This is a genomic window from Wukongibacter baidiensis, assembly GCF_050888315.1.
Lineage (GTDB): Bacteria > Bacillota > Clostridia > Peptostreptococcales > Caminicellaceae > Wukongibacter > Wukongibacter baidiensis.
Genome location: NZ_CP138202.1, coordinates 2927057 through 2953470, shown reverse-complemented (window position 1 = coordinate 2953470; position 26414 = coordinate 2927057). Strand labels below are relative to the sequence as shown.

At 34.6% G+C, this 26414-nt stretch carries 21 protein-coding genes and 1 riboswitch; of the genes, 19 read left to right on the top strand and 2 right to left on the bottom strand.

Annotated elements, in window-relative coordinates; genetic code table 11:
* Nucleotides 1–160 precede the first annotated feature (160 nt).
* Both fusA and R9X47_RS13475 read left to right on the top strand, forming a co-directional pair.
* Nucleotides 161–2233, top strand: a complete 2073-nt coding sequence (gene fusA / locus R9X47_RS13480; protein ID WP_432667384.1) for an elongation factor G — start codon at nucleotides 161–163, stop codon at nucleotides 2231–2233.
* A gap of 191 nt (nucleotides 2234–2424) precedes the next feature.
* Nucleotides 2425–3717 carry a serpin family protein gene (locus R9X47_RS13475; protein ID WP_432667383.1) on the top strand — a complete coding sequence of 431 codons (1293 nt, stop codon included), beginning with the start codon at nucleotides 2425–2427 and terminating at the stop codon, nucleotides 3715–3717.
* A 153-nt stretch (nucleotides 3718–3870) separates the two neighbouring features.
* On the opposite strand, the gene proC is transcribed toward R9X47_RS13475, so the two are convergent.
* The gene (gene proC / locus R9X47_RS13470; RefSeq protein ID WP_432667382.1) at nucleotides 3871–4683 is read right to left on the bottom strand and encodes a pyrroline-5-carboxylate reductase; all 813 of its coding nucleotides are present in this window, start codon (nucleotides 4681–4683) and stop codon (nucleotides 3871–3873) included.
* Nucleotides 4684–5017: 334 nt separating this feature from the next.
* Between proC and proB the strand changes: the two genes are divergently transcribed.
* The 10 genes from proB to disA all read left to right on the top strand — a co-directional run bounded on the left by proB (nucleotide 5018) and on the right by disA (nucleotide 18391).
* Nucleotides 5018–6148 (top strand): glutamate 5-kinase, encoded by a 1131-nt coding sequence (gene proB / locus R9X47_RS13465; RefSeq protein ID WP_432667381.1) that lies wholly within the window; start codon nucleotides 5018–5020, stop codon nucleotides 6146–6148.
* A 22-nt stretch (nucleotides 6149–6170) separates the two neighbouring features.
* Nucleotides 6171–7427: a glutamate-5-semialdehyde dehydrogenase gene (locus R9X47_RS13460; RefSeq protein WP_432667380.1), complete on the top strand. Its 1257-nt coding sequence runs from the start codon at nucleotides 6171–6173 to the stop codon at nucleotides 7425–7427.
* 101 nt (nucleotides 7428–7528) lie between these two features.
* Nucleotides 7529–7609: riboswitch (ZMP/ZTP riboswitch) on the top strand.
* Nucleotides 7610–7676: 67 nt separating this feature from the next.
* Nucleotides 7677–9905: a formate C-acetyltransferase gene (gene pflB, locus R9X47_RS13455; protein ID WP_432667378.1), complete on the top strand. Its 2229-nt coding sequence runs from the start codon at nucleotides 7677–7679 to the stop codon at nucleotides 9903–9905.
* A 197-nt stretch (nucleotides 9906–10102) separates the two neighbouring features.
* Nucleotides 10103–10807 (top strand): pyruvate formate-lyase-activating protein, encoded by a 705-nt coding sequence (gene pflA / locus R9X47_RS13450; RefSeq protein WP_432667376.1) that lies wholly within the window; start codon nucleotides 10103–10105, stop codon nucleotides 10805–10807.
* Nucleotides 10808–11125: 318 nt separating this feature from the next.
* Nucleotides 11126–11581 carry a CtsR family transcriptional regulator gene (locus R9X47_RS13445; RefSeq protein ID WP_432667375.1) on the top strand — a complete coding sequence of 152 codons (456 nt, stop codon included), beginning with the start codon at nucleotides 11126–11128 and terminating at the stop codon, nucleotides 11579–11581.
* A gap of 240 nt (nucleotides 11582–11821) precedes the next feature.
* On the top strand, nucleotides 11822–12334 hold the full coding sequence (locus tag R9X47_RS13440; RefSeq protein WP_432667374.1) for a UvrB/UvrC motif-containing protein: 513 nt from the start codon (nucleotides 11822–11824) through the stop codon (nucleotides 12332–12334).
* A 13-nt stretch (nucleotides 12335–12347) separates the two neighbouring features.
* Nucleotides 12348–13379: a protein arginine kinase gene (locus tag R9X47_RS13435; protein WP_432667373.1), complete on the top strand. Its 1032-nt coding sequence runs from the start codon at nucleotides 12348–12350 to the stop codon at nucleotides 13377–13379.
* Nucleotides 13380–13413: 34 nt separating this feature from the next.
* On the top strand, nucleotides 13414–15846 hold the full coding sequence (locus R9X47_RS13430; protein WP_432667631.1) for an ATP-dependent Clp protease ATP-binding subunit: 2433 nt from the start codon (nucleotides 13414–13416) through the stop codon (nucleotides 15844–15846).
* Between the two features lie 87 nt (nucleotides 15847–15933).
* Entirely contained in the window at nucleotides 15934–17310 is a 1377-nt protein-coding gene (gene radA, locus R9X47_RS13425) for a DNA repair protein RadA (protein ID WP_432667372.1), read from the top strand.
* A complete protein-coding gene (disA, locus tag R9X47_RS13420) occupies nucleotides 17303–18391 on the top strand; it encodes a DNA integrity scanning diadenylate cyclase DisA (RefSeq protein ID WP_432667371.1) in 1089 nt (362 codons plus the stop codon). The genes radA and disA overlap by 8 nt, the downstream gene beginning before the upstream one ends.
* A gap of 38 nt (nucleotides 18392–18429) precedes the next feature.
* On the opposite strand, the gene R9X47_RS13415 is transcribed toward disA, so the two are convergent.
* A complete protein-coding gene (locus R9X47_RS13415) occupies nucleotides 18430–18825 on the bottom strand; it encodes a DUF1573 domain-containing protein (RefSeq protein WP_432667369.1) in 396 nt (131 codons plus the stop codon).
* A gap of 429 nt (nucleotides 18826–19254) precedes the next feature.
* On the opposite strand from R9X47_RS13415, the gene R9X47_RS13410 reads away from it, so the two are divergent.
* The 7 genes from R9X47_RS13410 to R9X47_RS13380 all read left to right on the top strand — a co-directional run bounded on the left by R9X47_RS13410 (nucleotide 19255) and on the right by R9X47_RS13380 (nucleotide 26407).
* On the top strand, nucleotides 19255–19731 hold the full coding sequence (locus R9X47_RS13410; RefSeq protein WP_432404612.1) for a CarD family transcriptional regulator: 477 nt from the start codon (nucleotides 19255–19257) through the stop codon (nucleotides 19729–19731).
* Nucleotides 19732–20053: 322 nt separating this feature from the next.
* Nucleotides 20054–21166, top strand: a complete 1113-nt coding sequence (locus R9X47_RS13405; RefSeq protein ID WP_432667368.1) for a PIN/TRAM domain-containing protein — start codon at nucleotides 20054–20056, stop codon at nucleotides 21164–21166.
* 256 nt (nucleotides 21167–21422) lie between these two features.
* Nucleotides 21423–22112 carry a 2-C-methyl-D-erythritol 4-phosphate cytidylyltransferase gene (ispD, locus tag R9X47_RS13400; RefSeq protein ID WP_432667367.1) on the top strand — a complete coding sequence of 230 codons (690 nt, stop codon included), beginning with the start codon at nucleotides 21423–21425 and terminating at the stop codon, nucleotides 22110–22112.
* A gap of 180 nt (nucleotides 22113–22292) precedes the next feature.
* Nucleotides 22293–22766: a DUF2975 domain-containing protein gene (locus tag R9X47_RS13395; protein WP_432667366.1), complete on the top strand. Its 474-nt coding sequence runs from the start codon at nucleotides 22293–22295 to the stop codon at nucleotides 22764–22766.
* Nucleotides 22767–22780: 14 nt separating this feature from the next.
* Nucleotides 22781–22993 (top strand): helix-turn-helix domain-containing protein, encoded by a 213-nt coding sequence (locus R9X47_RS13390; protein ID WP_432667365.1) that lies wholly within the window; start codon nucleotides 22781–22783, stop codon nucleotides 22991–22993.
* Nucleotides 22983–23525: an exosortase K gene (xrtK, locus tag R9X47_RS13385; protein ID WP_432667364.1), complete on the top strand. Its 543-nt coding sequence runs from the start codon at nucleotides 22983–22985 to the stop codon at nucleotides 23523–23525. Before R9X47_RS13390 ends, xrtK begins: the two co-directional genes overlap by 11 nt.
* Before the next feature lie 107 nt (nucleotides 23526–23632).
* Nucleotides 23633–26407 (top strand): MSEP-CTERM sorting domain-containing protein, encoded by a 2775-nt coding sequence (locus tag R9X47_RS13380; protein WP_432667363.1) that lies wholly within the window; start codon nucleotides 23633–23635, stop codon nucleotides 26405–26407.
* Nucleotides 26408–26414 lie beyond the last annotated feature (7 nt).

The window sequence follows — 26414 nt, the reverse complement described above, 5'->3', positions numbered from 1 at the left end:
GTAAGATAATAAGTGTAAATAATTTACAGAAGACCCTAATTTTTTATTATGGGTCTTTATATTTTTGGAAAAAAGTTATATAATATAGGATAGTTGAAGGAATTTTCAAAATTTTGTAGAATAGTATAAAAGTTCAAAGAAATTAGCGAGGAGGAGAAGTATGAAAAATTATAAAGTAGATAGAATAAGAAACGTTGCACTCTTAGGTCATGGTGGATGTGGAAAGACTACATTAACGGAATCGATGCTATATACTACAAAAGTTATCAAAAGAACAGGTAAAGTAGAAGATGGAAATACAGTATCAGACTTTGATAAAGAAGAAATAGCTAGAGGATTTTCAATTGGAACTTCAGTTATTCCTGTAGAGTGGAATAATTCAAAATATAATTTTTTAGATGCTCCTGGTTATTTTGATTTTTCTGGTGAGGTTATAAGTAGTCTTAGAGTAGCTGGTGGAGCTATTATGCTCATAGACGCTACTTCCGGTGTAGAAGTTGGAACTGAAAAGGCATGGAAATATACTGAAGAAAGAAAGATGCCAAAGATATTATTCATCAATAAAATGGATAAGGAAAACGTTAACTACGATAAATTAATTAGTGAGTTAAGAGAAAAGTTTGGAAAGAAAGTTGCTCCATTTGCAATACCTATAGGAGAAGGCGAAGGATTCAAAGGGTTTGTGAACGTAGTAGATATGATTGGAAGAGAATATAACGGTAAGGAATGTGTAGATGTAGAAGTACCTGCTGGTTTAGAAGATAAAATCGCTCCAGTTAGGGAAATGCTTATAGAATCCGTTGCAGAAAGTGATGAAGAATTACTTGAAAAGTTTTTTGAGGGAGAGGAATTTACTACAGAAGAAATCCATGAAGGTCTGAGAAAAGGTGTTTTAGCCGGTGAAGTTGTACCAGTACTTGTAGGATCAGCAACTAATAGTATTGGAATTCATACTTTGTTTGGAATGGTATATGACTACATGCCTACACCTAAGGATATGCATAATGGAGAGTACGAGGGAGTACATCCAGATAGTGATAAAGAGTTAGTTAGAAAAGTAGATGAAAAGGAACCATTCTCAGCACTTATATTTAAGACAATTGTTGACCCATTTGTGGGTAAGATATCCCTATTCAAGGTTTACTCAGGAAAATTAGCTAAGGATATGGAAGTACTTAATGCTAATAAAGATGAAAAAGAAAAAATTGGATCTTTGTTTATGCTAAGAGGAAAGAATCAATTAGAATGCAGTGAGATTGTTGCAGGCGATATTGGTGCTACTGCAAAGCTCCAATATACTGAAACTGGAGATACACTTTGTGATAAGAAAGATCCGATAAAGTATCATGGAATCCAGTTCCCGCAGCCTTGCTTATTTATGTGTGTTGAGCCTAAATCTAAGGGCGATGAGGAAAAAATAGGTGTTTCCCTTCATAGATTAACTGAAGAGGATCCAACCTTTATAGTTGAAAGAAATACCGAGACAAAGCAATTGCTTATCGGTGGTCAAGGTAATATGCAGCTTACTGTAATAACTAATAAAATGAAAAATAATTTTGGAGTTGAAGTAGATCTTTCAGATCCAAAGATTGCATATAGAGAAACAATCAAAGGAAATGCCACTGTACAAGGTAAACATAAAAAACAAAGTGGTGGATCGGGGCAGTATGGTGATGTTCATATAAGCTTTGAACCTTCAACTGAAGACTTTGAATTCCAGGAAAAAATATTTGGTGGATCAGTTCCAAAGCAATATATACCTGCTGTTGAAAAAGGTCTTAGAGATTCAATAGAAAAAGGACCTCTTGCAGGATTCCCTGTAGTTAATGTTAGGGCAACACTTCTTGATGGCTCCTATCACGCGGTTGACTCTAGTGAGATGGCCTTTAAGATTGCTGCATCCCTTGCATTCAAGAAAGGAATCCAACAGGCAAAACCTGTACTTCTTGAACCAATCATGCATGTTGAGGTTCTTATACCAGAAGATTACATGGGAGACATAATGGGCGATATGAATAAGAGAAGAGGTAGAATACTTGGTATGGAACCAGCTGGAGCTGGATATCAAAAAGTAATCGCAGAAGCACCTCAGTCTGAGATGTTCAAATATGCACCTGATTTACGATCAATGACTCAGGCAAGAGGAAGCTTTACAATGAGATTTGAAAGATATGATGAACTTCCAGGTCAATTAGCTCAAAAGGTTATTGAAGAGGCTAATAAAGAAGATTAGTTATTAGAAAATTTGAATTTAAACCCCAGCATATCGATCGTATGCTGGGGTTTTATATTTTATAACACAGAGAAATCATAGACCTTTTGAAGTTGTGGATAGCTTTATAAAAAACTTTATTCCAATTTTAGGGAACTTTTAACATCGAGAAACCGTCTAACCCTATGATAAATAAAATAGGAGGTTTAATTATGAAGAAGAAAATATCAGTTTTATTAGTTACAATACTGTTATTGACTTTTGTTATTTCTGGATGTAGTGAAGGAATAGCAAATCCTGTATCAACTTTATCAAATGAAGCCTTTAGGGCAATAGCCAGTAAGGATATTGAAAAAAATTTAGAAGTTGATGAAAATAATATAGCTGGATTAAATAATATGGGTTATAAAATTACTGAAAGTATTTATGCAAGCTCAAAGGAAAATATATTATTTTCTCCCTTGAGTTTATCTAGCGCAATAGCAATGTTAGCAAATGGTGCTGAAGGTGAAACGAAGAATGAAATTATAGAGGCTATGGGAGCTGATGAAGCTACTTTAAATACAACATATAATCACATAATAAACCTTTTAAACAGTTATTCTGAGGAAAGAGATATCGGTGGTGGTAAGAAAACAAAGGTTACAGTAATGAACACAGCTAATTCAGCATGGTTTCAGAAGGGAATAGACGTAAAGAGTGATTTTGTAGACAGCCTGAAAAAATATTACGATGCCGATGCGATGAAGGTGGATTTTCGTGATCCTAAGACAAAAGACATGATGAATAAATGGATTGAAGAAAAAACTAATAATATACTTAAAGATACTATTAAAGAAACAAAACCTACTGATATTGCCTACCTGATCAATACCCTTTATTTTAAAGGTACTTGGAGAGATGAGTTTTATGAAGGAAGCACTAAGAAGGCTCCTTTCTATTTAGCAGATGGTAGTGAAGAATCAGTAGACATGATGTTTGGGAATTTTGGAAAAGTGTATTATGAAGATGATGTTTGCAAAATTGTTGGGTTAGATTATTATGATGCTACAATGTATGTTATACTACCTAAAGCTAATCTAAATGATTTTGTTAAGTCAGAAAAATACTTGGAAATCGATAAAATGATAGAAAGTGCAACTTATAATAGTAATATAGATGTTTATTTTCCAAAGTTTAAGTATAAAAACTCTACTAATTTAAATGATCACTTAAGAAATATTGGAATATCTAAAGCCTTTGATCCAAATGGAGCTGATTTAACTAATATAGCAGATCTAGACCCTGAAAACTTATATGTAAGTAAAATATTCCAAAACACAAGCATAGAAGTGGATGAAAAAGGAACAGAGGCGGCAGCAGTTACCGTAGTTGAAATGGAATGTACTTCAGCAATGCCAAGCCAAGAGAAAGTAGTGTTTAACTGCAATAAGCCTTTTATGTATGTAATAAAGGATAATAGAACAGGAATAAATCTATTTATGGGTATAGTTCAAAATCCATAAACAATGATGGAGATGTATAACAATAAATTTATGAGTCATTTAAATTTCAGGCGACCTAGCACTAATATACATGCTAGGTCGCCTGAACTAATAAGATTCTCTTATGAGAAAGCCCTAATGACAATTAAGAGGAAATCACTCTAGAGTATTTCTCTATTGTTTTCTTGCAAGTTTCTTAGACTTTTCTGTACCCTTTTCAATGGCTTCAATAACGTGACCTCTAAAGCCTTTTTTCTCCAATGCATAAATAGCCTCTATAGTAGTTCCACCAGCAGAGCAAACCTCATCCTTGAGTTGGCCCGGATGCTTCTCTGTCTCAAGAACGATTTTAGCTGCTCCTAAAACAGCTTGAGAAACCATCTTATAAGCTTTATTTCGTGGGAAACCCTTAAGAACTGCTCCATCGGCTAAGGATTCAATAAAGAGATATACTAGGGCAGGAGAAGAACCTGAGATAGCAGTTACAACATCCATTAACCCTTCACCTACAACTTCAACCTCACCAAAGCTTCTAAAGATATCGAGTACGACATTGAATTCCTCCTCAGTAACTAGAGAATTATGACATAAAGCAGACATAGCCTCTCCAACAATAGCAGGTATATTAGGCATCGTTCTTACAAGCTTGATATCCTTTCCAAAGGCCTTTTCAATCGTGTCAATACTTCTTCCTGCAGCAATTGACACTACTACAGTGCCTTCACTAACAATAGCCTTAACTTCATCGATTACGTCATAATACTTATTGGTTTTAACAGCCAAAATTAATATATCAGCAAACTCTGCGACTGCTTTGTTATCGAGAGAAGTAAGTACACCATAGTTCTCTTTTATTTTCTCAAGTTTTTCTGCAGTTCTATTACTTACCATTATGGACTCTGGTGAAATGCTTTTAGATTTCACAAGACCGCCTATCATGGCTCTAGCGATATTTCCACATCCGATAAAGCCGACATTTTTTTTCATAAATATACCTCCATAAGCAATTTGAATATTTGCATTTTTTATGATATAATCTGCTAAATTAATATAGCAAGAATGAATATTTTGAATATAACTAATTGAATAATTAGTATAATATTTTAATGATAATACATTATAAGGGAGGAGGCAAGACTATTTTAGTCTCAGACTGTGATAAAAGTCCAATTTCTGCGTTACTGCTGAAATTTCCGTTGCTCACTTGCAGGTATAGCAAGCTCCGCTACTCGATTTCAGCGTGCCTTGAACTTGAACTCTTCTCACAGCCTGACATAATATTCACTCCATAAATATTATGAGACTATGTCTAGTCAGCAATATGAAAATAGAGAGAGAAGAACATATCAACCACATAAAAAGAATAGTTTTTAAAATTGGAACATCAACCCTTACCCATTCAACAGGTTTACTAGACTTGAATCGAATAGAAAATATAGTAAGACAATTGACAAATATCCATAATCAGGGAATCGAAATTGTTCTAGTATCTTCTGGAGCTATTGGTGCAGGAATGGGAAAATTAGGACTTGAAACTAGGCCAAAAACTATTCCAGAAAAGCAAGCAGCCGCTGCGGTAGGGCAAGGTGTACTGCTTCATATGTATGAAAAATTATTTTCAGAATACGGAAAAACCGTAGGACAAATACTTTTGACTAAGGAAGATATATTAAATAGAAAAAGATTTCTAAATGCTCGTAACACATTCTTTGCATTACTTAATCAAGGAGTTATTCCTATTGTTAATGAAAACGATGCAGTGGCAGTAGATGAGATAAAATTTGGCGATAATGATACCCTGTCGGCCATGGTTACCAGTGTTGTAGAAGGTGATCTACTTGTACTGCTTTCGGATATCGATGGGCTTTATGATTCCAACCCTAAAGAAAATGATAATGCCAAATTAATCAGTTATGTAGACACTATCACAGATGAGATTAAAAAAGCCGCTGGCGGAGCAGGCACAAGCTTTGGTACAGGTGGAATGATAACGAAGATAAAGTCGGCTGAAATAGCGGTATCTTCAGGGGCATCCATGATTATTGTAAATGGGTCTTCTCCCAATATAATCAATGATGTGGTCGACGGTAAAAAAGTAGGAACCTTTTTCAAGGCAAATCAAAATCCTCTACAGGGTAGAAAATGTTGGCTAACATACAACACCCTTATAAAGGGGAAAATAACCGTTGATGATGGAGCTAAAGAAGCATTAGTAGAGCATCGAAAAAGCCTTTTGCCAGCGGGGATAAGCTCCATAGACGGTCTGTTTGAAAAGGGCGATATTGTATCGATTATGGATACTTTAGGAAATGAAGTAGCCCGTGGGGTGACAAACTACAACTCATCTGAGATTAACATTATGAAAGGATGTAAAACCTCTATTATTGAAGAAAGAATCGGCTACAAGAGCTATGATGAGGTAGTACACGCTAATAATATGGTGATTTTATAGAGTGGTGTAAGGAGGATAAAAAATGAATGCAAGGGATTATGTAATAGAAAAGGCTAAGTCTGCTAGAGAAGCAGCTAGGAAGATGACGACAATAAATACAAATGTAAAAAACCAAGCTCTTGAGGCTATGGCAAAGGCTTTAATAAATAACAAAGATTTGATTTTAGCGGCTAATGAAAAGGATATAGAAAGTGGAAAGCAAAAGGGATTATCCCAATACATGCTAGATAGACTGTTACTAAATGAAAGCAGAATACAGGGAATGGCCGATGGCCTGAGAACCGTTGCTTCCCTTAGAGATCCAATAGGTGAAGCGGTGAAGATGTGGAAAACAGAGAACAATTTACAGATAGGTCAAATAAGAGTTCCGCTGGGCGTTATTGGAATGATATATGAGTCGAGACCAAACGTAACTGTAGATGCTGCGGCTCTGTGTGTGAAGGCTGGAAATGCTGTTATACTCAGGGGCGGATCAGAGGCCATTAATTCAAATATTACCTTGGCGAATATTATAAAAGAGGCTGCTGAAGAGAATGGACTTCCTAAAGGGTGCATTGAATTTATTGAGATGACTGATAGGGAAGCAGTAAATGAAATGATGGGATTAAATAGATATATTGATGTGTTAATTCCAAGAGGTGGAGCCGGTCTTATAAATGCGGTTGTGAAAAATGCCACGGTTCCCGTTATACAAACGGGCGTTGGAAACTGTCACGTATTCATCGACGAAAGTGCTGACATTAACATGGCCCATGATATAGTAATAAATGCAAAAACCCAGAGACCAGCAGTTTGTAATGCTATAGAAACAATACTTGTTCACAAAAATATAGCCTCTAGCGCACTGCCTAGAATAGCTGAAAGTTTAGTTTCCTATGGAGTAGAAATAAGGGGCTGTGAGATGGCCCAGAGGATATTACCAGATATAAAGTCAGCGACTGAGGAAGATTGGGCTACAGAGTATTTGGATTATATAGTTGCCATTAAGGTTGTTGAATCGATAGATGAAGCCATAGAACACATTTTTGAATACGGGACAAATCATTCGGAGGCAATAGTTACGAACGATTATACTAATTCCCAGAGATTCCTAAGAGAAGTTGATGCATCGGCAGTATATGTAAATGCATCTACTAGATTTACAGATGGAAGCCAATTTGGATTTGGTGCTGAAATAGGTATAAGCACACAAAAGCTCCATACTAGAGGACCAATGGGTCTAGAAGAACTTACAACGATCAAATATATTATATATGGTGAAGGCCAAATTAGAGATTAAATATACAGGAAATTTTGGCGAATAATTTGGATGAATATTGACAAAAAGTTTGTGAATTGATATCATAATAATGCAAAGAAAATGATAATATATTCATTTGAAATGAATCACATGACTGGCGGAAGTGGAATTAACCACATGGAGTGTGATTTGAAGATATGCCGACCGCCTGGGCGATAAGTCCAGGCGGTCTGTCTATTTTTTTGAAGCCCTCTGGACTTTGTAATTATGAGTCGAGGAGGTTTTTTTATGCTTAGAAAAGAATGGTTAGAATTTAATGACGGTAATTGGGGGAATGAAGTGGACGTAAGGGATTTTATATTTAAGAATTACACACCCTACGAAGGCGATGAAGTTTTTTTGGAAGGAACTACCGAAAGAACAAGAAAGCTATGGAATAGCTGTAAAGAGCTTCTTTTAAAGGAGCTAGAAAAAGGAGTACTTGATATTGATGAAACAAATATTTCTGGTATATCCAATTTCAAGCCGGGATATATAGATAAGGACAATGAAGTGATATTCGGTCTGCAGACAGATAAACCACTAAAAAGAATGATTAACCCCTTTGGTGGCATAAGAATGGTGGAGTCTGCACTAAAGTCATACGAGTATCAATTAGATAAAAAAACCGAAGAGATATTTAAAAAATATCGAAAGACCCATAATCAAGGTGTATTTGATGTATATACTGATGAAATGAAAAAAGCTAGAAGTACTGGGCTTCTAACAGGTCTTCCCGATGCCTATGGAAGAGGTAGAATAATAGGTGACTATAGAAGGATAGCCCTATATGGAGTAGACTTCTTACTAGAGGAAAAAAGGAAGGATTTTAATGATATAACAGGTTCTATGGATGAGAAACTGATCCGAATAAGAGAAGAGATAGCCGATCAAATAAGAGCACTTGTGGAAATCAAAGAAATGGCTAAATCATACGGCTCTGATATTTCAAAACCAGCTGAAAATGCAAAGGAAGCTGTTCAGTTTTTATATTTTGGATACCTGGCTGGAATTAAGGAGAGCAATGGGGCAGCAATGTCACTTGGAAGAACAAGTACTTTTATTGACATATATATGGAAAGAGATTTGAGAAATGGAAAATTAACAGAAATAGAGGCACAAGAAATAATTGATCAATTTGTTATAAAGCTTAGAATGGCAAGACATTTAAGAACTCCAGAATATAATGAGCTATTTGCTGGAGACCCAAATTGGATTACTGAAGCCATAGGTGGAATGACTATAAATGGGATCACGCTTGTAACTAAGACTTCATTTAGGTTTTTACATACCTTAACTAATCTGGGAGCAGCTCCAGAGCCAAATATGACAGTTTTATGGTCTGAAAAGCTTCCTAAGGCCTTTAAAAGATACTGTAGCAAAATGTCTATATTGAGCGATTCTATTCAATATGAAAATGATGATATTATGAGACCAGTTTATGGTGATGACTATGGTATAGCATGTTGTGTTTCGGCAATGGGTATAGGTAAACAGATGCAGTTTTTTGGAGCAAGGTGCAATCTTGCAAAGGCCCTCCTTTATGCTATAAACGGTGGTATTGATGAGAAAGAAGGAATACTAATAGTACCTGGAATTGAAAAGATCGAAGATGATGAACTTTGCTATGACAAAGTAAAGCAGAACTATTTTAAAGTTCTAGAATATGTGGCAGAGCTCTATGCAAATGCCATGAATATAATACATTATATGCACGATAAATACGCCTATGAAGCATCGCTTATGGCTCTTCATGATACTGAAGTCGATAGAATTATGGCCTTTGGAGTGGCAGGACTATCAGTAGCATGTGATTCCCTAAGTGCAATTAAATACGCTAAGATTAAGTCCATTAGAGAAAATGGTATAACTATAGATTTTGATATAGATGGTGATTTTCCCAAATACGGAAATGACGATGATAGAGCAGATGACATAGCAGTTCTAGTGCTAAGAAAGTTTATCAATGAGTTGAGGAAGCATAGAACCTATAGAGAAGCTCATCATACCTTATCGGTATTAACTATTACGTCAAATGTTGTCTATGGTAAGAAAACCGGGGCAACACCCGATGGAAGAAAGCAAGGAGATGCATTCTCACCTGGGGCAAATCCTATGCACGGTAGAGATACAAGTGGGGCTCTAGCTGCTCTAAATTCAGTTGCTAAGATACCATATAGATCAATTTGTGAGGATGGCATTTCAAATACCTTTTCCATTGTGCCTGAGGCCCTAGGAAAAGGTGAAGAATCTAGAATAAACAATCTAGTTGCCATTTTAGACGGCTATTTTACACAGGGAGCTCATCACTTGAACGTAAATGTTATGAATAGAGAAGTACTTATTGATGCCATGGAATATCCAGAAAAATATCCTACACTAACCATAAGGGTCTCAGGATATGCAGTTAACTTTAATAGACTTACAAGGGAACAGCAGCTTGAAGTTATAAAAAGAACCTTTCATGAGTCTATATAGATGCATGATAGAGATGTTTAACTTACTCAGGTAGTCACTGAGAATCCTTTTGGCTCATGCTATGAACCTGTTTTAAATAGAAGAATAAAGGTTAAAACAGATTCATAAAAATCGCCAAAAGGAAACCTCAGAGACTACCTTCGTTTATCAAATTTTATGGCTACACATCTATATAAAGAAAGAAGGATGATAATATAATGGGCAAAATTCATTCTATTGAAACCATGGGACTCATGGATGGGCCGGGAATAAGGTTTGTAGTATTTTTTCAGGGCTGTAAGCTAAGGTGTGGATATTGTCATAACCCGGATACATGGAATCTAGAAGACGGAAAAAGAGTTAAGGTTGAGGAGCTTTTACAAAAGGCTTTGAGGTTTAATACTTACTTTAAAAATTCGGGAGGAGGGATCACCTGCTCGGGAGGAGACCCCCTCGTGCAGCCTGAATTCTTGATAGAATTTTTAAAGCTCTGTAAAAAGCATGGACTGCATACAGCCATTGACACAGCAGGATTTGGAAAAGGACAGTATAAAGAGATTTTAAAATATACGGATTTAGTAATTCTGGATATTAAGCATGTGGATAGTGTTGGATATAGGGAATTAACAGGGGGAAATATTGAAGAGTTTTGGGACTTTGCTAAGATATTAAAAAAGTCAAATACTAGAATATGGATAAGACATGTAGTTGTGCCAGGTATCACAGATAGTGAAGACCATATGAACAAGTTAAAGAAGATAATAGAGCAATTTGAAAACGTAGATAGGATTGAATTACTTCCATATCACACACTAGGAGTTCAAAAATACAAATTAATGGATGTAAGCTATAAATTACATGGAATAGAACCAATGTGCAAAGAGCAATTAAAAGAGATTGAAGAAAGATTGTTGTCTGCTTAGCAAAACACATTCATATCTAAAATCGGGGCCAAGCTCATAATATATATTTATGAGTTTGATCCCTCTTTTTTTATTTTTTTTGACCTTTAAGAGTGAAAAAACTGAATTTACAGATTTTTCTTGATGGTCAAAATTAAAAATAAAAGATATAAACAGTTATTTCGAGAAAAAGTTTGAAATATTATAATAATATGTGTAAATAGTGAATAATGGAATAATTTAATCGTAAATAAAGAAAAATAAAACTTGTAAAATACTAAGTAATGAATTATTATCAAATAAAGGTCAAAGAAAGTCAAAGTAAAAAAGGGTGATTTTATGGCTAGACTAAGTGACATAATTGAAGCGTTCTTAAAGGAACTTATAAAGGATGCCGAAGGTCAAATTATTGAAATTAAAAGAAATGAATTAGCCAATGAATTTAATTGTGCCCCATCCCAAATAAATTATGTGCTAACAACAAGATTTTCAGTAGAAAAGGGATATGCAGTTGAAAGTAAAAGAGGAGGCGGCGGACACATAAGAATCATTAGGCTTAAAATAGACGATACCCAGCTTATATATAACATAATAGGTCAAATTGGCGACAGTATAAATATGACCAAAGCCGTATCCTTAATTAACTTTTTCCTAGAGCGAGGAATTATTAAGGAGAGAGAAGCGAAAATAATGCTAGCTGCAATAAATAATAGAGCTATAGAGATTGATTCTGAAATAAAGAATAATGTAAGGGCAAGTATTTTAAAATCAATGCTTGCGTCACTTCTTAGGTAAGGAAAGTGCATAATTCTGACTTGACTGGGTTGCATAATAAATTAGGTATAGCTTTAGGGATTTTAAAAAGTATATATAGTATCGAGTTTTTATATAGTAATGCTAATTTAAGGTTTAATAAATTTCATTGAAAGAATGTAGAAGCGTTCATTATTTCAGCAAAATTTATTTTTAGTCTTAAGTAGCATGACAATAGATGGTAATTATGCAATTTGCTTTGATAAGATTAGGAGGGATAATATGATTTGTGAAAAATGCAATCAAAACAAAGCCACTGTTCATGTAACAAAAATTAAAAATAACAAAAAGACAGAGCTACATCTATGTGAAGAATGTGCTAGAAAAACTCAGGATATGAGTTTTGAAAACCCTTTTACAATAAATAATTTTCTTACTGGATTATTAGATTCAGTTCAAAGTTCTCCAATAAAGGTAGATTATATAAAGACCACAACCTGTAGTAAGTGTGGAATGAGTTATGGTAAATTTAAGCAGTTAGGAAGACTAGGATGCTCCGATTGTTATAACACATTTAATGAAAAGCTCATGCCCCTAATAAAAAGTGTACACGGAAGCCAGCAGCATACAGGAAAGGTTCCTAAAAAGTCAGGCAATAGAATTAGGATAAAGAGAGAAATTATGACTCTAAAAAAGGAATTAAGAAGAGCTATTGAAAAAGAAGAATTTGAGAGTGCGGCAGAGCTAAGGGATAAAATTAAGCTTCTAGAAAAAGATTTAGAAACTAATAAGTAGGGGAGTGAGTAATATGACTAAATGGATAGATGGAGAAGGCCCTCAAAACGATATTATCATTAGCAGTAGAGTAAGGATTGCAAGAAATTTAGAAGAATTTCCATTTCCCGTTGCGCTAACACCTGAAAAAAGTAAAGATGTTATTAAAACCGTTAGTGATTCAATTTTAGAAAGTAATACAAAGCTTAAGGATGACTTTAAATTAATTACACTTAGTGAAGTGCCAAAGAGTGATAAGCAGGTTTTTATAGAAAAACATTTAATAAGCCCTAATTTAGTAGAAAAATCAAATAAGAGTGCGGTGATGATGAATTCCGATCAGTCAGTAAGTATTATGATAAATGAAGAAGATCATATCCGAATTCAATGTCTTTTACCAGGTTTCCAGCTTGGCGTGGCATGGGATTTAGCCAATAAAATAGATGATATTATTGAAGAAAGTGTTAAGTATGCCTTTGATGAGAATGTGGGATATCTATCTTCTTGCCCAACAAATGTAGGCACTGGAATAAGGGCTTCGGTGATGATCCATCTGCCAGCACTTACCATGACGGGATACATGAATAGAATACTTCAAGCGGTGAATCAAATAGGTTTCACTGTAAGAGGGCTATACGGAGAAGGAAGTGAATCTGAAGGCAATTTATTTCAAATATCAAATCAGGTTACACTAGGAAGAACTGAAGGCGAGATAGTTAAAACCCTAGCAGAGGTAGCGAAGCAGATAAGCAATAAAGAAAATGATGCAAGGGCAACCCTCATGGCCAATAATAGAACGAAGCTAGAGGATAAGATATGCAGGTCCTATGGGTTATTAACCAATGCTAGAATAATGAGTTCAAAGGAAGCATTGAAGCTTATATCAGATGTTAGACTGGGTGCTGATTTAGGTATAATCGAAGGTGTTGATGTTAAGACTATAAATACTCTTATGGTAGACACTCAAACTGGAATATTGCAAAAAATTGTGGGTAAGAACTTGAATACAAATGAAAGAGATATAGAACGTGCCAATCTTATTAGGGAACGGTTGAAGGAGAAGTAATTTTTTTAGGATAAGGGAGGGAATACCTATGTTTATGTTTGATAAATTTACAGAGAGAGCTCAGAAAGCTATAAGATTAGCTCAAGAGGAAGCTAAGCGTTTAAAGCATAATTATATAGGAACTGAACATGTTTTGTTAGGGCTTCTAGATGAAGGTCAGGGGATTGCAGCCAAGGCATTAACGAATCTAGGCATTAAATCAGATAAACTTAGAGAAAAAATAGAAGCTACAGTTGGAGTAGGTAATCAAGAAGCCGAGCTTCAAGGCGTTACACCTAGAACGAAAACTGTATTTGAACTTAGCTTTGAAGAAGCTAGGAGATTAAACCACAATTATGTAGGAACTGAGCATCTTCTCCTCGCTCTTGTGAGGGAAGGTGAAGGTGTAGCTGCAAAGGTGCTAGTAGGCATGGGTGTTGATGTTAATAAGCTCTATGGAGAGGTACTGAAACTATTAGGAGATACTAGAGGCTCAAAAAGACCTAAAATGGGTAAAACAGAAGAGAAATCTAAAAAGACCCCAACCCTAGACAAATACGGTAGAGACCTAACTGTTATGGCCAAGGAAGAGAAGCTTGATCCCGTTATTGGAAGGGAAAAGGAGATTGAGAGGGTTATACAGGTACTAAGTAGAAGGACAAAAAATAACCCGTGTCTAATAGGAGAGCCTGGAGTAGGTAAAACAGCCATAGCAGAGGGATTGGCTCAAAAGATTCTTGAAGGAAATATACCTGAAATATTGAAGGATAAAAGAGTAATAACTCTTGCACTAGCTTCAATGCTTGCAGGAGCAAAATATAGAGGTGAGTTTGAAGAAAGACTGACAAAGGCATTAGATGAGCTTAGAGAAGCCGGTGATGTAATATTATTTATTGACGAGATGCACACAATAATAGGTGCCGGTGGGGCTGAAGGAGCAATCGATGCTTCAAATATACTAAAACCTGCCTTAGCCAGGGGTGAAATACAGGCTATAGGAGCAACTACCCTTGATGAGTACAAAAAACATATTGAAAAAGATTCGGCATTAGAAAGAAGATTCCAGCCTATTATGGTAGAAGAGCCTACGGTTGAGGATACGATAGAAATTCTAAAGGGTTTAAGGGATCGATATGAAGCCCATCATAAGGTAAAAATTACAGATGAAGCCCTAAAGGCATCGGCAGAGCTTTCCCATAGATATATTACCGATAGATTTTTACCTGACAAGGCGGTTGATCTAATAGACGAGGCAGCTTCAAAGGTAAGATTAATGAATGCAACCCAGCCTGAGGATCTTAAGGATTTGGAAGTTAAGCTAGAGAAGATTAGAAAAGAGAAGGAAGAGGCTGTAAGCAATCAAAATTATGAAGAAGCAGCAGAGTTTAGAGATGAGGAGAAGAACATCTTAGATGAACTTGAAAATAGAAAAAATAATTGGAGAGCAAATATTAATAAAAATGCTACAGTTGGTGAAGAAGAAATAGCAAGTATAGTGTCAATATGGACCGGAATCCCTGTAAATAAGCTGGCAGAAGAAGAGTCTGAGAGGCTTCTTAATATGGAGAAGCTACTTCATGAAAGGGTGATAGGCCAGGAAGAGGCTGTTGAATCAGTATCTCGTGCAATAAGAAGAGCAAGGGTTGGGTTAAAGGATCCTAAAAAGCCTATAGGTTCATTTATATTCTTGGGACCGACGGGTGTAGGAAAAACTGAACTTACAAAGGCTTTAGCTGGAGCCATGTTTGGTGATGAAGATGCAATGATTAGAGTGGATATGTCTGAGTATATGGAAAAACACTCCGTTGCAAAGCTAGTAGGGTCGCCTCCAGGATATGTTGGTTATGATGAGGGCGGACAGCTTACAGAAAAAATCAGAAGAAAGCCTTATTCTGTAATACTATTTGATGAGATAGAAAAGGCACATCCAGATGTTTTCAATATCCTATTACAGATGCTTGATGATGGTAGACTAACCGATGCAAAGGGTAGAACGGTAGACTTTAAAAATACAGTTATAATCATGACATCGAATGTAGGGGTAAGTAGAATCAAAAAACAAAAATCATTAGGATTTGCAGGATTAGATGAAGATGTAAAGAAAAATGAATACGAAAAGATGAAAGAAAGTGTAATGGATGAGCTAAGAAGACAGTTTAGACCAGAGTTTCTCAATAGAATTGACGATATAATAGTATTCCACAAGCTGGAGAAGGAACACATTGGAGAAATCGTTGATCTAATGATTGAAGAGCTTACAAAAAGACTTAGTGAATTGAACATATCAATAAGTATTTCAGAGGCAGCTAAGGATTATTTAGCTGATAAGGGTTATGATGCTGAATATGGAGCAAGACCTCTTAAGAGGGTAATTACAAAAATGATAGAAGATAAACTGTCTGAGGAAATATTAATGGGTAAAATATCAAAAGAAGATGATATAATGGTAGATGTGGAAGATGAAAAATTAATATTTAATAAGAGATAATAAAAATAAAGGGATTCTACACCAAGTGTAGAATCCTTAAAAAGTTTATACAAAAATGTATAATTTTGAGAATTTGAGGTGGGATTTATGGGTAAGATAAAAACAAAGTATGTGTGTCAAGAATGTGGATATATATCCCTTAAGTGGATGGGAAAATGCCCGGAATGTAATAGTTGGCAAAGTTTTGTGGAAGAGTTTGTGGAAAAAGAGCGCAAAGAGAGCGTGATATCCACAGTGATTTCTCAAAAACCTACTAAGTTAAAGAATATCAAAATAGAGACAGAGAATCGCTTTTCAACTTCAAATGGAGAATTGGATAGGGTTTTAGGAGGCGGAATAGTGAGGGGTTCATTGGTTCTAGTAGGCGGTGACCCAGGAATAGGAAAATCTACTCTTCTTATCCAAGTAGCAAACAATATCGGGGCTCTAGGACTAAAGGTTCTATATGTATCTGGTGAAGAGTCGCTAAAACAAATTAAGATGAGGGCAGATAGACTAGGCATAGATAATGAAAATCTTTATATAGTTTCTGAAAACAATTTACAATTTATTTCAAAATATATAGAAGAAATTAATCCTAATTTATTAATTATAGATTCAATTCAAACCGTGTATAATCCCAATATAACGTCGGCACCAGGAAGCGTTAGCCAAGTTAGAGAAGGTACTGCTACACTGATGAAGTTATCAAAAAGCTTAGGGATTGCAACCTTTATTGTAGGACATGTAACAAAAACTGGATCAATAGCCGGCCCAAAGGTTTTAGAACATATGGTAGATACAGTGCTATATTTTGAAGGTGAAAAGCATAATGTATATAGAGTGCTTCGTGCCGTAAAAAACAGATTTGGTTCTACCAATGAAATAGGAATTTTTGAAATGACTAATAATGGGCTAGAGGAAGTATTAAACCCCTCGCATCTTTTCTTGGCCCATAGACCTAAGCAAACTGCCGGATCGGTAGTTGTGGCAAGTATAGAAGGAACAAGACCGGTACTCATAGAAATTCAGGCCCTTATAAGTCCTACGAATTTTGGAACTCCAAGGAGAATGGCAACGGGTATAGACTATAATAGAGTGGTAATGCTTATGGCGGTCCTTGAGAAAAAGGTTGGCCTTCAGCTTCAAGCCCAAGATGGGTATGTAAATGTTGTAGGGGGGATACAGCTAGGGGAGCCAGCCGTTGACTTAGCTATTGTAGCAGCTATTGCTTCAAGCTTTAGAAATAAAATAATTGATAATCAAACTATCATTTTTGGAGAAGTTGGATTAACAGGTGAGGTAAGAACCGTAAATTATGCAGAGAAGAGAATAACAGAAGCTGTAAAAATGGGCTTCAAAACCTGTGTAATTCCAAAGGGAAATTTAAGTGGTCTTGGAGAAGTTAAGGACATTGAAATTATAGGTGTAGAGAATGTATATGAAGCCCTGGATATAATTTTGGGAGGTAAATCGATTGGTTAAGGAAGAAAGGAAGACAGAAGATATAAATGAATCTTTAAAAGTTTTAGCGCCAGGGACTACATTAAGAGAGGGTCTGGACAGTATTCTTAGGGCTAAAACTGGAGCATTAATTGTACTTGGAGATAGTCAAGAAATAGTTGATCTAGTTGATGGAGGCTTTTATCTAAATGCTGAGCTCACCCCCGCCCACCTATATGAGTTAGCTAAGATGGATGGTGCAATAATACTGAGCTCTGACCAAAGAAAGATTCTCTATGCTAATACCCAGCTTAATCCTGATCCCGGTACACCATCATCTGAAACTGGGATACGGCATAGAACAGCCCAAAGAGTTGCTAGGCAGACGGGGAACTTGGTCATATCAATATCTCAGCGTAGAAACATAATTACTCTCTATAAATGCTGGTCCAAATATATACTGCAGGATACAAATAAAGTATTAAATAAGGCTAATCAGGCGATTCAGACCCTAGAAAAATATAAGGCTGTTTTAGATCAGGCCATGACAAGTTTAAGTGCTTTAGAACTTGAGGACCTAGTAACCTTATATGATGTCTGTCTTGTTATGCAAAGAGCTGAGATGGTTATGAGGATAGCTAATGAAGTTGAAAGGTATATAAATGAATTAGGAAGTGAAGGAAGATTAGTAAGTATGCAGCTAGATGAGTTAGTTGTCTTTGTGAAGGAAGATAGAGAATATGTAATTAGAGACTATAGAATTGATAACGAGAATTCTGAAATTGACTCAATATTGACTGAACTAAGAAATTTCTCTTCAGAGGAACTCTTAGATTTGCCTAGCATGGCAAGAATATTAGGATATTCCTATGATATAAATATTTTAGATATACCAGTTATAACTAGAGGATATAGAATATTATTTAAGATACCAAGATTGCCAGGAACAGTTATAAAGAATATTGTTGACTATTTTAAGAATTTTCAAAAGATTTTAAGGGCAAGTACAGAAGACCTCTATGATGTAGAAGGTATAGGGGAAGTAAGGGCAAAAAATATCAAAGAAGGTCTTAGAAGAGTAAGGGATCAGGTACTTTTAGATAGACATCTTTTAAAAAAGTAAAAGAGAATAAAAAAGCTCCTAGCAGGAAGCTAGAAGCTCTAATATAAACTATATTCACCTAAGGCTTCGATTTTTTTGCATTCATTGATTAATACATCATAAAGATTGATATCTAGATTATTGGCTAGTGCGGCAATGTAAAATAAATTTCTTCCAATTTCTTGAATGACTTTTTCTCTACAAACTTCACAGAGTTCTCCATTAAGATGGTTCTCCATATGGTTTTTTGCATCTTTATAATGGGTACCATCGGGTACTTCTTGATTAGAAGCATGGATTTTAATACATCCACAACTTGTAACTGATTTAATTGCTGCTCTATTAACCCTTGAAGAAGATTCCTGAAGCTTTGTCAAGATGTCCAAGATACTTTTGTGTCTTGTTAACACTTCATCAACAGAATTTTGAAATTGATCACATAGTAAATCCTTCACAAATTATCACTCCCGAGTAGACAGTAGACTCAGATTACTCATTGATAATCTGAGGTAAAGTATGTCGTCATAATTATTTTAGCATAAAGATGTTCAAATTAAAAGGAGAAAGATTTGTTTGGAAAATAAGAACAAAGTCTTTTATAAAGATTTTCAGAGTAGATTTTGACTATATACATGACGGAAATTATAAAACTATCATTGGCTTTATACAAGTGTATAATTTCCTATGAGTTATAAAAAATGGAATTATAAAGAATAAAAGTAAATTTTTTAATTCGGATGAATAAAATTTTTTGATAAACATATATGAATTATTAAAAAAATATTGACAATCATTTGTGTGTATGATAAAATTATTTATTTCTTGACACCGAGTACCAAATACTGTATACTGGTAATGTGGAATGTCATTTAGGAGGTACTTCTATGTTTAATATCGGTGATAAAGTGGTTTACCCCATGCATGGTGCTGGGATAATAGAATCAATTGAAGAAAAGGAAATCTTGGGTAGCAAAAGAAAATATTATATTCTAAGATTACCTCTAAGAAATATGAAGGTAATGATTCCCCTTGACAATGTAAATTCTATGGGACTTAGAGAAATAATATCGGAAAGAGAAGTAGAACAGGTACTGGCTGTACTGAATGATGATGAATCAAAAATGCCTCAAAATTGGAACCGAAGATATAGAGCTAATATGGATAAAATAAAAAGCGGAGATATCTATGAGGTTGCTGGAGTAGTTCGAAACCTTATGCTTAGGGATAAGGAGAAGGGTCTTTCTACTGGCGAAAGAAAGATGCTTAATAATGCAAAGCAAATATTAGTAAGTGAGTTAGTTTTAGTAAATGATTCCGACGAATTTAGTGTAGAAGAGCTTATCAACCAATCTGTTCAATAGGTTGATGGTTACTCTCACTAATAATGTTATAATTTTGTTATATATATAGATAGAAGATAGAAAATAGTATATAATTTATAACAAATTCTTTTTTTTTGTTATAACACATAGGAAATTTTAGACTTAATTTCCGTTATGTGCTTAAGCAAAATCTTCCTAGAAGATTTTGTTCTACTTAATTGCACCCCAATTATTCATAGAGATCTTAAAACTATATTTATAGCTGCTTAGACATTCTACAAATAATTTATATAAAGGTAGACTGTTTAGTTATAAAAAATTGAATCTGTGGATATAATTACAGGGAGGAGGTGGAGTTAACATGCTGAATAAAATCATACGTGGTTCACTAACCTTTGCAGGAGCCACGGCTGGATATGCGATAGGAATGTTAATTTCGAAAATTATTACAATACAAAAGTTTTTTTCTATAGGATACTTATCACCAGGGCAACTATTAACTATCAATATAGTTAGTGCCGTTATATTTGGATGTGTACTTTTCGCTATAACCCCATGGTTGATGAAAAAGGGTCTTAGGAGTGCGAATTGGGTAGAAACAGAGCTTCAAAAAATACCAACTACAGATATCATAGTGGGATCTGTTGGGCTTATTATTGGACTTATAATTGCTTATTTAATTAGTACGATTATTATATCAATACCTGTTGTGGGTACGATACTTTCTGTTATAGTTTATATTTTCTTAGGTTATTTAGGAGTAAGTATCGCAACAAAGAAAACGAATGATTTAGTTAATCTTCCAAATATATTCAAGAGAACTAGTACTAAAGAGAAGGAAGTGAATAAAGATACTTCTGAGAGTAAACCTAAGATATTGGATACTAGTGTTATAATTGATGGAAGAATTGCAGATGTTTGCAAGACTGGATTTGTTGAGGGACCCCTTATTATTCCTGAATTTGTACTGGAAGAATTGAGACATATAGCTGATTCCTCGGATTCGCTTAAAAGAAATAGAGGAAGAAGAGGTCTAGATATACTCAACAAAATTCAAAAAGAACTAGAAATAGAAGTTAAGATAACCGACAAGGACTTTGATGAAATAGCGGAAGTCGATAGTAAGCTAGTAAGATTAGGACAAGTTATGTCAGGTAAAATAATCACAAATGACTTTAATTTAAATAAAGTATCAGAGCTTCAGGGTGTACCCGTTCTCAACATAAATGAGTTGGCAAACGCTGTTAAACCTGTTGTTCTACCCGGTGAGGAAATGGTAGTTCAAGTTATTAAAGAAGGAAAAGAGATGAATCAAGGGGTTGCTTACCTTGATGATGGAACTATGATAGTAGTTGATGGTGGTAAGAAGCATATAGGAGAAACAATGGATGTAATGGTTACAAGTGTACTTCAGACTGCAGCAGGAAGACTTATATTTGCAAAACCAAAAAACATGATAAATAAAACTGCGTAGCAAAAAAATGATATAATAGTAAATATACAGCCCAGCTTTTGCTGGGCTCATTTTGTAACAAGATGTTAGGCTGTTAAGAAACTCGAAGTTCGAGGCGTGCTGAAACCAAGAGGCCGCAGCGTATATAGACATACGTAAGGGTTCTTGGTTTCAGCAACAACGAAGAAATTCGGGTTTGTTAGCAGTCTCAGCCCAGCTTTTGCTGGGTTTTACTGTGAAAAAACATATTTTTAGTAGAAAAAGGAGTATAATTAATATGAATACTGCCATAATATTAGCCGCTGGAAGAGGAACCAGAATGAAGGCCGAAATGAATAAACAATATTTGCTTTTAAAGGGTAGTCCTATCATAGCTCATACTATAAGCGTCTTTGAAAAAAGTCCTTTGATTGATGAAATAATTCTAGTTATTAATGAAAATGACGTTGATGTATGTAAAAAAAATATCTTAAAGAAATACAACTTTAAAAAAGTAAAGAAGGTTATTATAGGCGGAAAGGAAAGACAAAGATCTGTCTACAATGGCATTTTGGAGGCAGATGAAAAGTCTGAAATTCTTCTGATACATGATGGTGCTAGACCGATAGTATCTGAACAAATCATAGAAAGATGTATTAAGGGAGCTAAGGAATATGGTGCAGTATCTGCTGGAGTTCCAATTAAAGAAACCATAAAGATTATGAAGGCTGATAGGTTTGTTGACTTTACCCCAAAGCGTGAGAATGTGTGGATTACCCAAACACCACAAGCCTTCAAAACAGATATTATAAAGAAGGCCCATGAGATGGCAATAGAGGAAGATATATTGGGAACCGATGATGCCATGCTAATTGAGCACATGGGAAAGAAAGTAAAAATGGTTGAAGGGGATTATGAGAATATAAAGATAACTACTCCAGAGGATTTGATTACTGTAGAAGCAATATTGAGTCATAAAAGAGGATAAATATTAAAACTAAATAGATTTAAATAAAAAATCACTATAAGAGCGTAAGTTATAGTGATTTTTTTGTTGAATTTTATCTCGAACGCAATCAAATAGAAAAAAATATATCGAAAAACGATAAAAAAATATTGATAAAGAATATATGATCATATATAATTAAATCACAATGCTGGAGGTGGAATGATGAAAATAATAGGGAAAGAAGGAATATCAGGAATAATTGAATGGGTTATCAATCTTATATTAATAGGTGGAATAGGAATTTGGATATCTTTGCCTTGGTCCTTGCCATGGCTTATTATGAAGATAAAGCCTAGCCACGTAAATGATAAGAAATTTTTCTGGTTTATAATACTATTCCTATACATAACTGGAATACTTGCCAACTGGATTGTCTATGAGACAAGAAACTTTTTTCACTCAATAAATCAAAATACCCCCTTTATTTACGAGAATGTAAAATCACTACGTAATATCGGTTATTCGTCCTTTGTTATATCGGTATTTTTTGCAATAAAGATAGCCTACTATCCAACCATTCTTACGATAGTTATGACCATGACTTTTATAATCATAGGTTTTTTTGGGATCGTTGTGGCTGAGGTTTTTAGGCAAGCTGTGGATGTCAAGCTAGAAAATGATTTGACAATATAAGAAAGGGGATAGTCATGGGCATTATTGTAAACTTAGATATTATGATGGCTAAAAGAAAAATCAAATCTCAAGATTTAGCTAAGGCTATAGGGATTACGCAGGCAAACTTATCCATACTGAAAAACAATAAAGCAAAAGCTATAAGGTTTTCCACCCTTGAAGCTATATGTAGGGAACTAGATTGTCAACCGGGTGACATATTGGAGTATGTGAAAGATGAGGAATAGGTTATCAAGTATAAATAGGATTGATAGAGTAATTTATATTAGTACTAGTATTCTAGTAACTGTATTAATTCTAAATAAAAAGTCGATAGACACTAATCTATTAGTACCGATATTAAAACCCGTGTCTCTAATAATCAGTACATTTTTAGGGATTTCTTTTGATTATCTTAGTGATATAGGTTTTTATAATGAAACGCTTTCGATAGTGATTACAAGGAAATGTGCAGGAATAAACTTTTTTATTACTTTTTTTGGAATGCTAACATTTTCTTTCATTAGTAAATTTGAGGGTGTGATAGAAAAGGTAATAGCAATGTTAGCCTTTTTCGTCTGTGGCTATTTAGTGACCATATTGGCAAATGCTTCAAGAATAATTGGAATAGTTTATATGGGAAAGATAGATATATTTTTAGATCCAAGATATAAAGATTTAATGCATCAATCCATAGGAGTAGTTTCTTATTTTACATATTTTATTATGGGATACTTATTTTTTGATAAGTCGATGAAATTGGATAAGACATGTAAATAATTTCGAAATGCAAACCGAAGTAGGGATATAAACTGAGGTTATCTACGTTTAGATATATTGGTTATGAAAGTTTCGCATATTATTTAGGAAAATAGGGGATGGGGAAAATGAGAAATATATATAAGCCACAGTTGATTATTGGCGCAATAACGCTGCCACATATTATAACTTGTATAGTCTTCTTTAAGATATTTAGTATTATACAATCGGAGCTGTCTGTGGAGAGCATAGGAAACTGGAGGAACTTAGCTGTTTTTTTCATAGGAGCAGGGATTGTATTTACCCTATACAGCATTATACTTTGGAGAAAGAAAAAAGATGTACATCCTATTTTGGCATTAACTATGTTAGTTGTATACTCGATCTTTTTATACATTTTCGTCATGGGTTATGATATGTTTATACCGCTTAATATACAACGCTGGCGGCTAGCAGGTTTCAGACCGGGAATGACAATGCTTGGACTTCTAATGCCGACAATCTTATATGCAATGATTGTATTAGCCCATTGGATTACAGAGAAGTATGGGCGAGAGAATATTTCAAAGGATACATTATTTATTATTGGAATCCCGGGGATATGGTACCTTGTAGCAAATCTCGATGTAGAAATGGGAGGAATTGGTCCAATAGTGTTTATGGCAAGTACCGTAGCCTTTGTATTTTTCTTTATAAGAGTACTTTATGTAGGAATAAATAAAAAGCCTGATGCACTTCGAAAGTTTTTAGCACCTTTAGTACTTATAGGCTCCCTATGTGGATTGGCGCTCAACAAAAACATCGGAAATATATTTGGAGATTTTAGCCATTGGAGTTTTTATGTACTAAGTATTATTACCTCCTTGTTAATACTAGTTCCTCCCTTAGAGGATAGAAAGAAAAGGCTGACACTATTTATACTCAAGAGTGTTACCTTTGTTTTTTCGACTTACTTTTTTATAATATTTGCTCCATTGTTGCCATTGTCCTTAGCGGGATTACTTTTTGTCGGACTGGGGGCCCTAATGCTTGTTCCTTTAGCCCTTATGTATCTGCATGTACGTTCATTGTGGTGGGACTTTAATTACTTGAAGAACTTTCATAAAACAAGAAACCTAGTATTTGCCTTTCTAATTGGAATAGTAATGTTACCATCTATTTTTCTGGTGATGATCCAAGATGACAAGGCGGATTTAGACAAAGTACTGAAATTTACATATCAGAGAAGCTTTGAAGATAGAGAAGATATTGATATCGATTTATCTAGGGTTAGAAGATCCCTTACAAATATAAAATATATGAAGGGGATTAGCAGAACTAGAACATCCTTCGCAGACTTTAATAGAGATATACCGTATATTAGTTCATTTTACAATCAATATGTTTTAGATGGATTGTCTATATCCAATGAGAAAATTAATAGGCTAGAAAAAATTTTCTTCGGAGAATCCGATGTATCATTGGTAGGCGAATCAGATACTGTAAAATCCGTATTTATAAGTGATGTAAAGACTAAAACAGAATATGACACACAGACAAAGAGATATAGAAGTTGGATTGACTTAGAGCTAAAAAATAATAATTATCGACAGAGAGAGTACAGTACAGTATTCAGGTTGCCTGAAGGAAGCTATATAAGCAATTATTACTTGTATGTTGGGAATGTAAAAAAATATGGACTCATAGCGGATAAAAGAGCAGCCAACTGGATATATAGACAGATTAGGAATATAAGAAAGGATCCGGGTCTATTAGACTATATTGGAGATAATAAGGTTTCATTTAAAGTCTTTCCCTTTGAAGGAAATCAGAGAAGAAGAACAGGTATTGAGATTACTCATAGGAGTCCAATAAAACTAACTATAGACGGTAAAGAAATAAAATTAGGAAAAAGTAACAGTATGGACTTAGAAGAAGATGAACAAATAAATTTAAATCAAGACACTGCATATGTAACTAAGGAAATGAAGGATACATTACCTAAGATAAAAAGAAAAGCAAAGTATTATTTTGTGATTGACTATTCAAAGGGTAATGAAAAATATATAGCCGATTATACAGATAGAATTAAAGACTATATTAAGAAAAATAAAATAGAGGATTCCACTAAAGAAATAATAGCCTTAAATTATCAGGAAAAGCGAAGCCCTCTAGATGATGAGTGGCAAAAGAAGTTTCAAAGCCTTAAGGTCCAGGGCGGATTATTTTTAGATTATACTATTAAGCGAATTCTATATGAAAATTACGTAGACAACAAAGAAGAATATCCTGTAATAATTCTAGCCACAAATGATTTTCACAATGCTGTTATTTCAAAGGATATAAAGGATTGGAAGTTTGTTTTGCCAGAGGGATTATATTGCTATCAGCTTGATAGAAGAGGTCAGTTGGTTAAGTATTCTCTAAAAACAGAAGCTGTACGAGAACCTGGAAAAATACTTAGTGGCTTTACCTATGATTCTGTTTTAAAGTTGAATCTTAATAAAAGAATTTATTATCTTGAAGATAGTGGAGAAGATAGTATTGTATTGCTTAACCATGATTTTACCTTACTAGAGAATAACCTGGGAGATTCGAAATGGCATGATGGGGTTCTATTAAAGGCAGCATATAACAGTAGTTTACTTCATCCAGAGAAATATTTTATAAACTCACTTTCCATGGTGAAAAACAGTATTGTTACGGAAGTAATGAGTCCCCTAACTTCATATATAGTCTTAGAGAACGAGGCTCAAGAGAAGGCTATGTTTGAGAAACAAAGAAAAATTCTAAGTACTAAGAAGGCCTTAGACATAGGTGATGTCACGGAGATGGATGAACCTCCTTTCATCCTTATACTGGGATTAATAATCCTGACTATGCTTATTATTAGAAGAAAGAGAATTATAAATAATATAAGTTAAGTGTAAG

Bases quoted from the DNA above. Each gene is read 5' to 3' on its own strand.
- fusA (WP_432667384.1), top strand. From the start codon at position 161: ATGAAAAATTATAAAGTAGATAGAATAAGAAACGTTGCACTCTTAGGT.
- R9X47_RS13475 (WP_432667383.1), top strand. From the start codon at position 2,425: ATGAAGAAGAAAATATCAGTTTTATTAGTTACAATACTGTTATTGACT.
- proC (WP_432667382.1), bottom strand. From the start codon at position 4,683: ATGAAAAAAAATGTCGGCTTTATCGGATGTGGAAATATCGCTAGAGCC.
- proB (WP_432667381.1), top strand. From the start codon at position 5,018: ATGAAAATAGAGAGAGAAGAACATATCAACCACATAAAAAGAATAGTT.
- R9X47_RS13460 (WP_432667380.1), top strand. From the start codon at position 6,171: ATGAATGCAAGGGATTATGTAATAGAAAAGGCTAAGTCTGCTAGAGAA.
- pflB (WP_432667378.1), top strand. From the start codon at position 7,677: ATGCTTAGAAAAGAATGGTTAGAATTTAATGACGGTAATTGGGGGAAT.
- pflA (WP_432667376.1), top strand. From the start codon at position 10,103: ATGGGCAAAATTCATTCTATTGAAACCATGGGACTCATGGATGGGCCG.
- R9X47_RS13445 (WP_432667375.1), top strand. From the start codon at position 11,126: ATGGCTAGACTAAGTGACATAATTGAAGCGTTCTTAAAGGAACTTATA.
- R9X47_RS13440 (WP_432667374.1), top strand. From the start codon at position 11,822: ATGATTTGTGAAAAATGCAATCAAAACAAAGCCACTGTTCATGTAACA.
- R9X47_RS13435 (WP_432667373.1), top strand. From the start codon at position 12,348: ATGACTAAATGGATAGATGGAGAAGGCCCTCAAAACGATATTATCATT.
- R9X47_RS13430 (WP_432667631.1), top strand. From the start codon at position 13,414: ATGTTTGATAAATTTACAGAGAGAGCTCAGAAAGCTATAAGATTAGCT.
- radA (WP_432667372.1), top strand. From the start codon at position 15,934: ATGGGTAAGATAAAAACAAAGTATGTGTGTCAAGAATGTGGATATATA.
- R9X47_RS13410 (WP_432404612.1), top strand. From the start codon at position 19,255: ATGTTTAATATCGGTGATAAAGTGGTTTACCCCATGCATGGTGCTGGG.
- R9X47_RS13405 (WP_432667368.1), top strand. From the start codon at position 20,054: ATGCTGAATAAAATCATACGTGGTTCACTAACCTTTGCAGGAGCCACG.
- ispD (WP_432667367.1), top strand. From the start codon at position 21,423: ATGAATACTGCCATAATATTAGCCGCTGGAAGAGGAACCAGAATGAAG.
- R9X47_RS13395 (WP_432667366.1), top strand. From the start codon at position 22,293: ATGATGAAAATAATAGGGAAAGAAGGAATATCAGGAATAATTGAATGG.
- R9X47_RS13390 (WP_432667365.1), top strand. From the start codon at position 22,781: ATGGGCATTATTGTAAACTTAGATATTATGATGGCTAAAAGAAAAATC.
- xrtK (WP_432667364.1), top strand. From the start codon at position 22,983: ATGAGGAATAGGTTATCAAGTATAAATAGGATTGATAGAGTAATTTAT.
- R9X47_RS13380 (WP_432667363.1), top strand. From the start codon at position 23,633: ATGAGAAATATATATAAGCCACAGTTGATTATTGGCGCAATAACGCTG.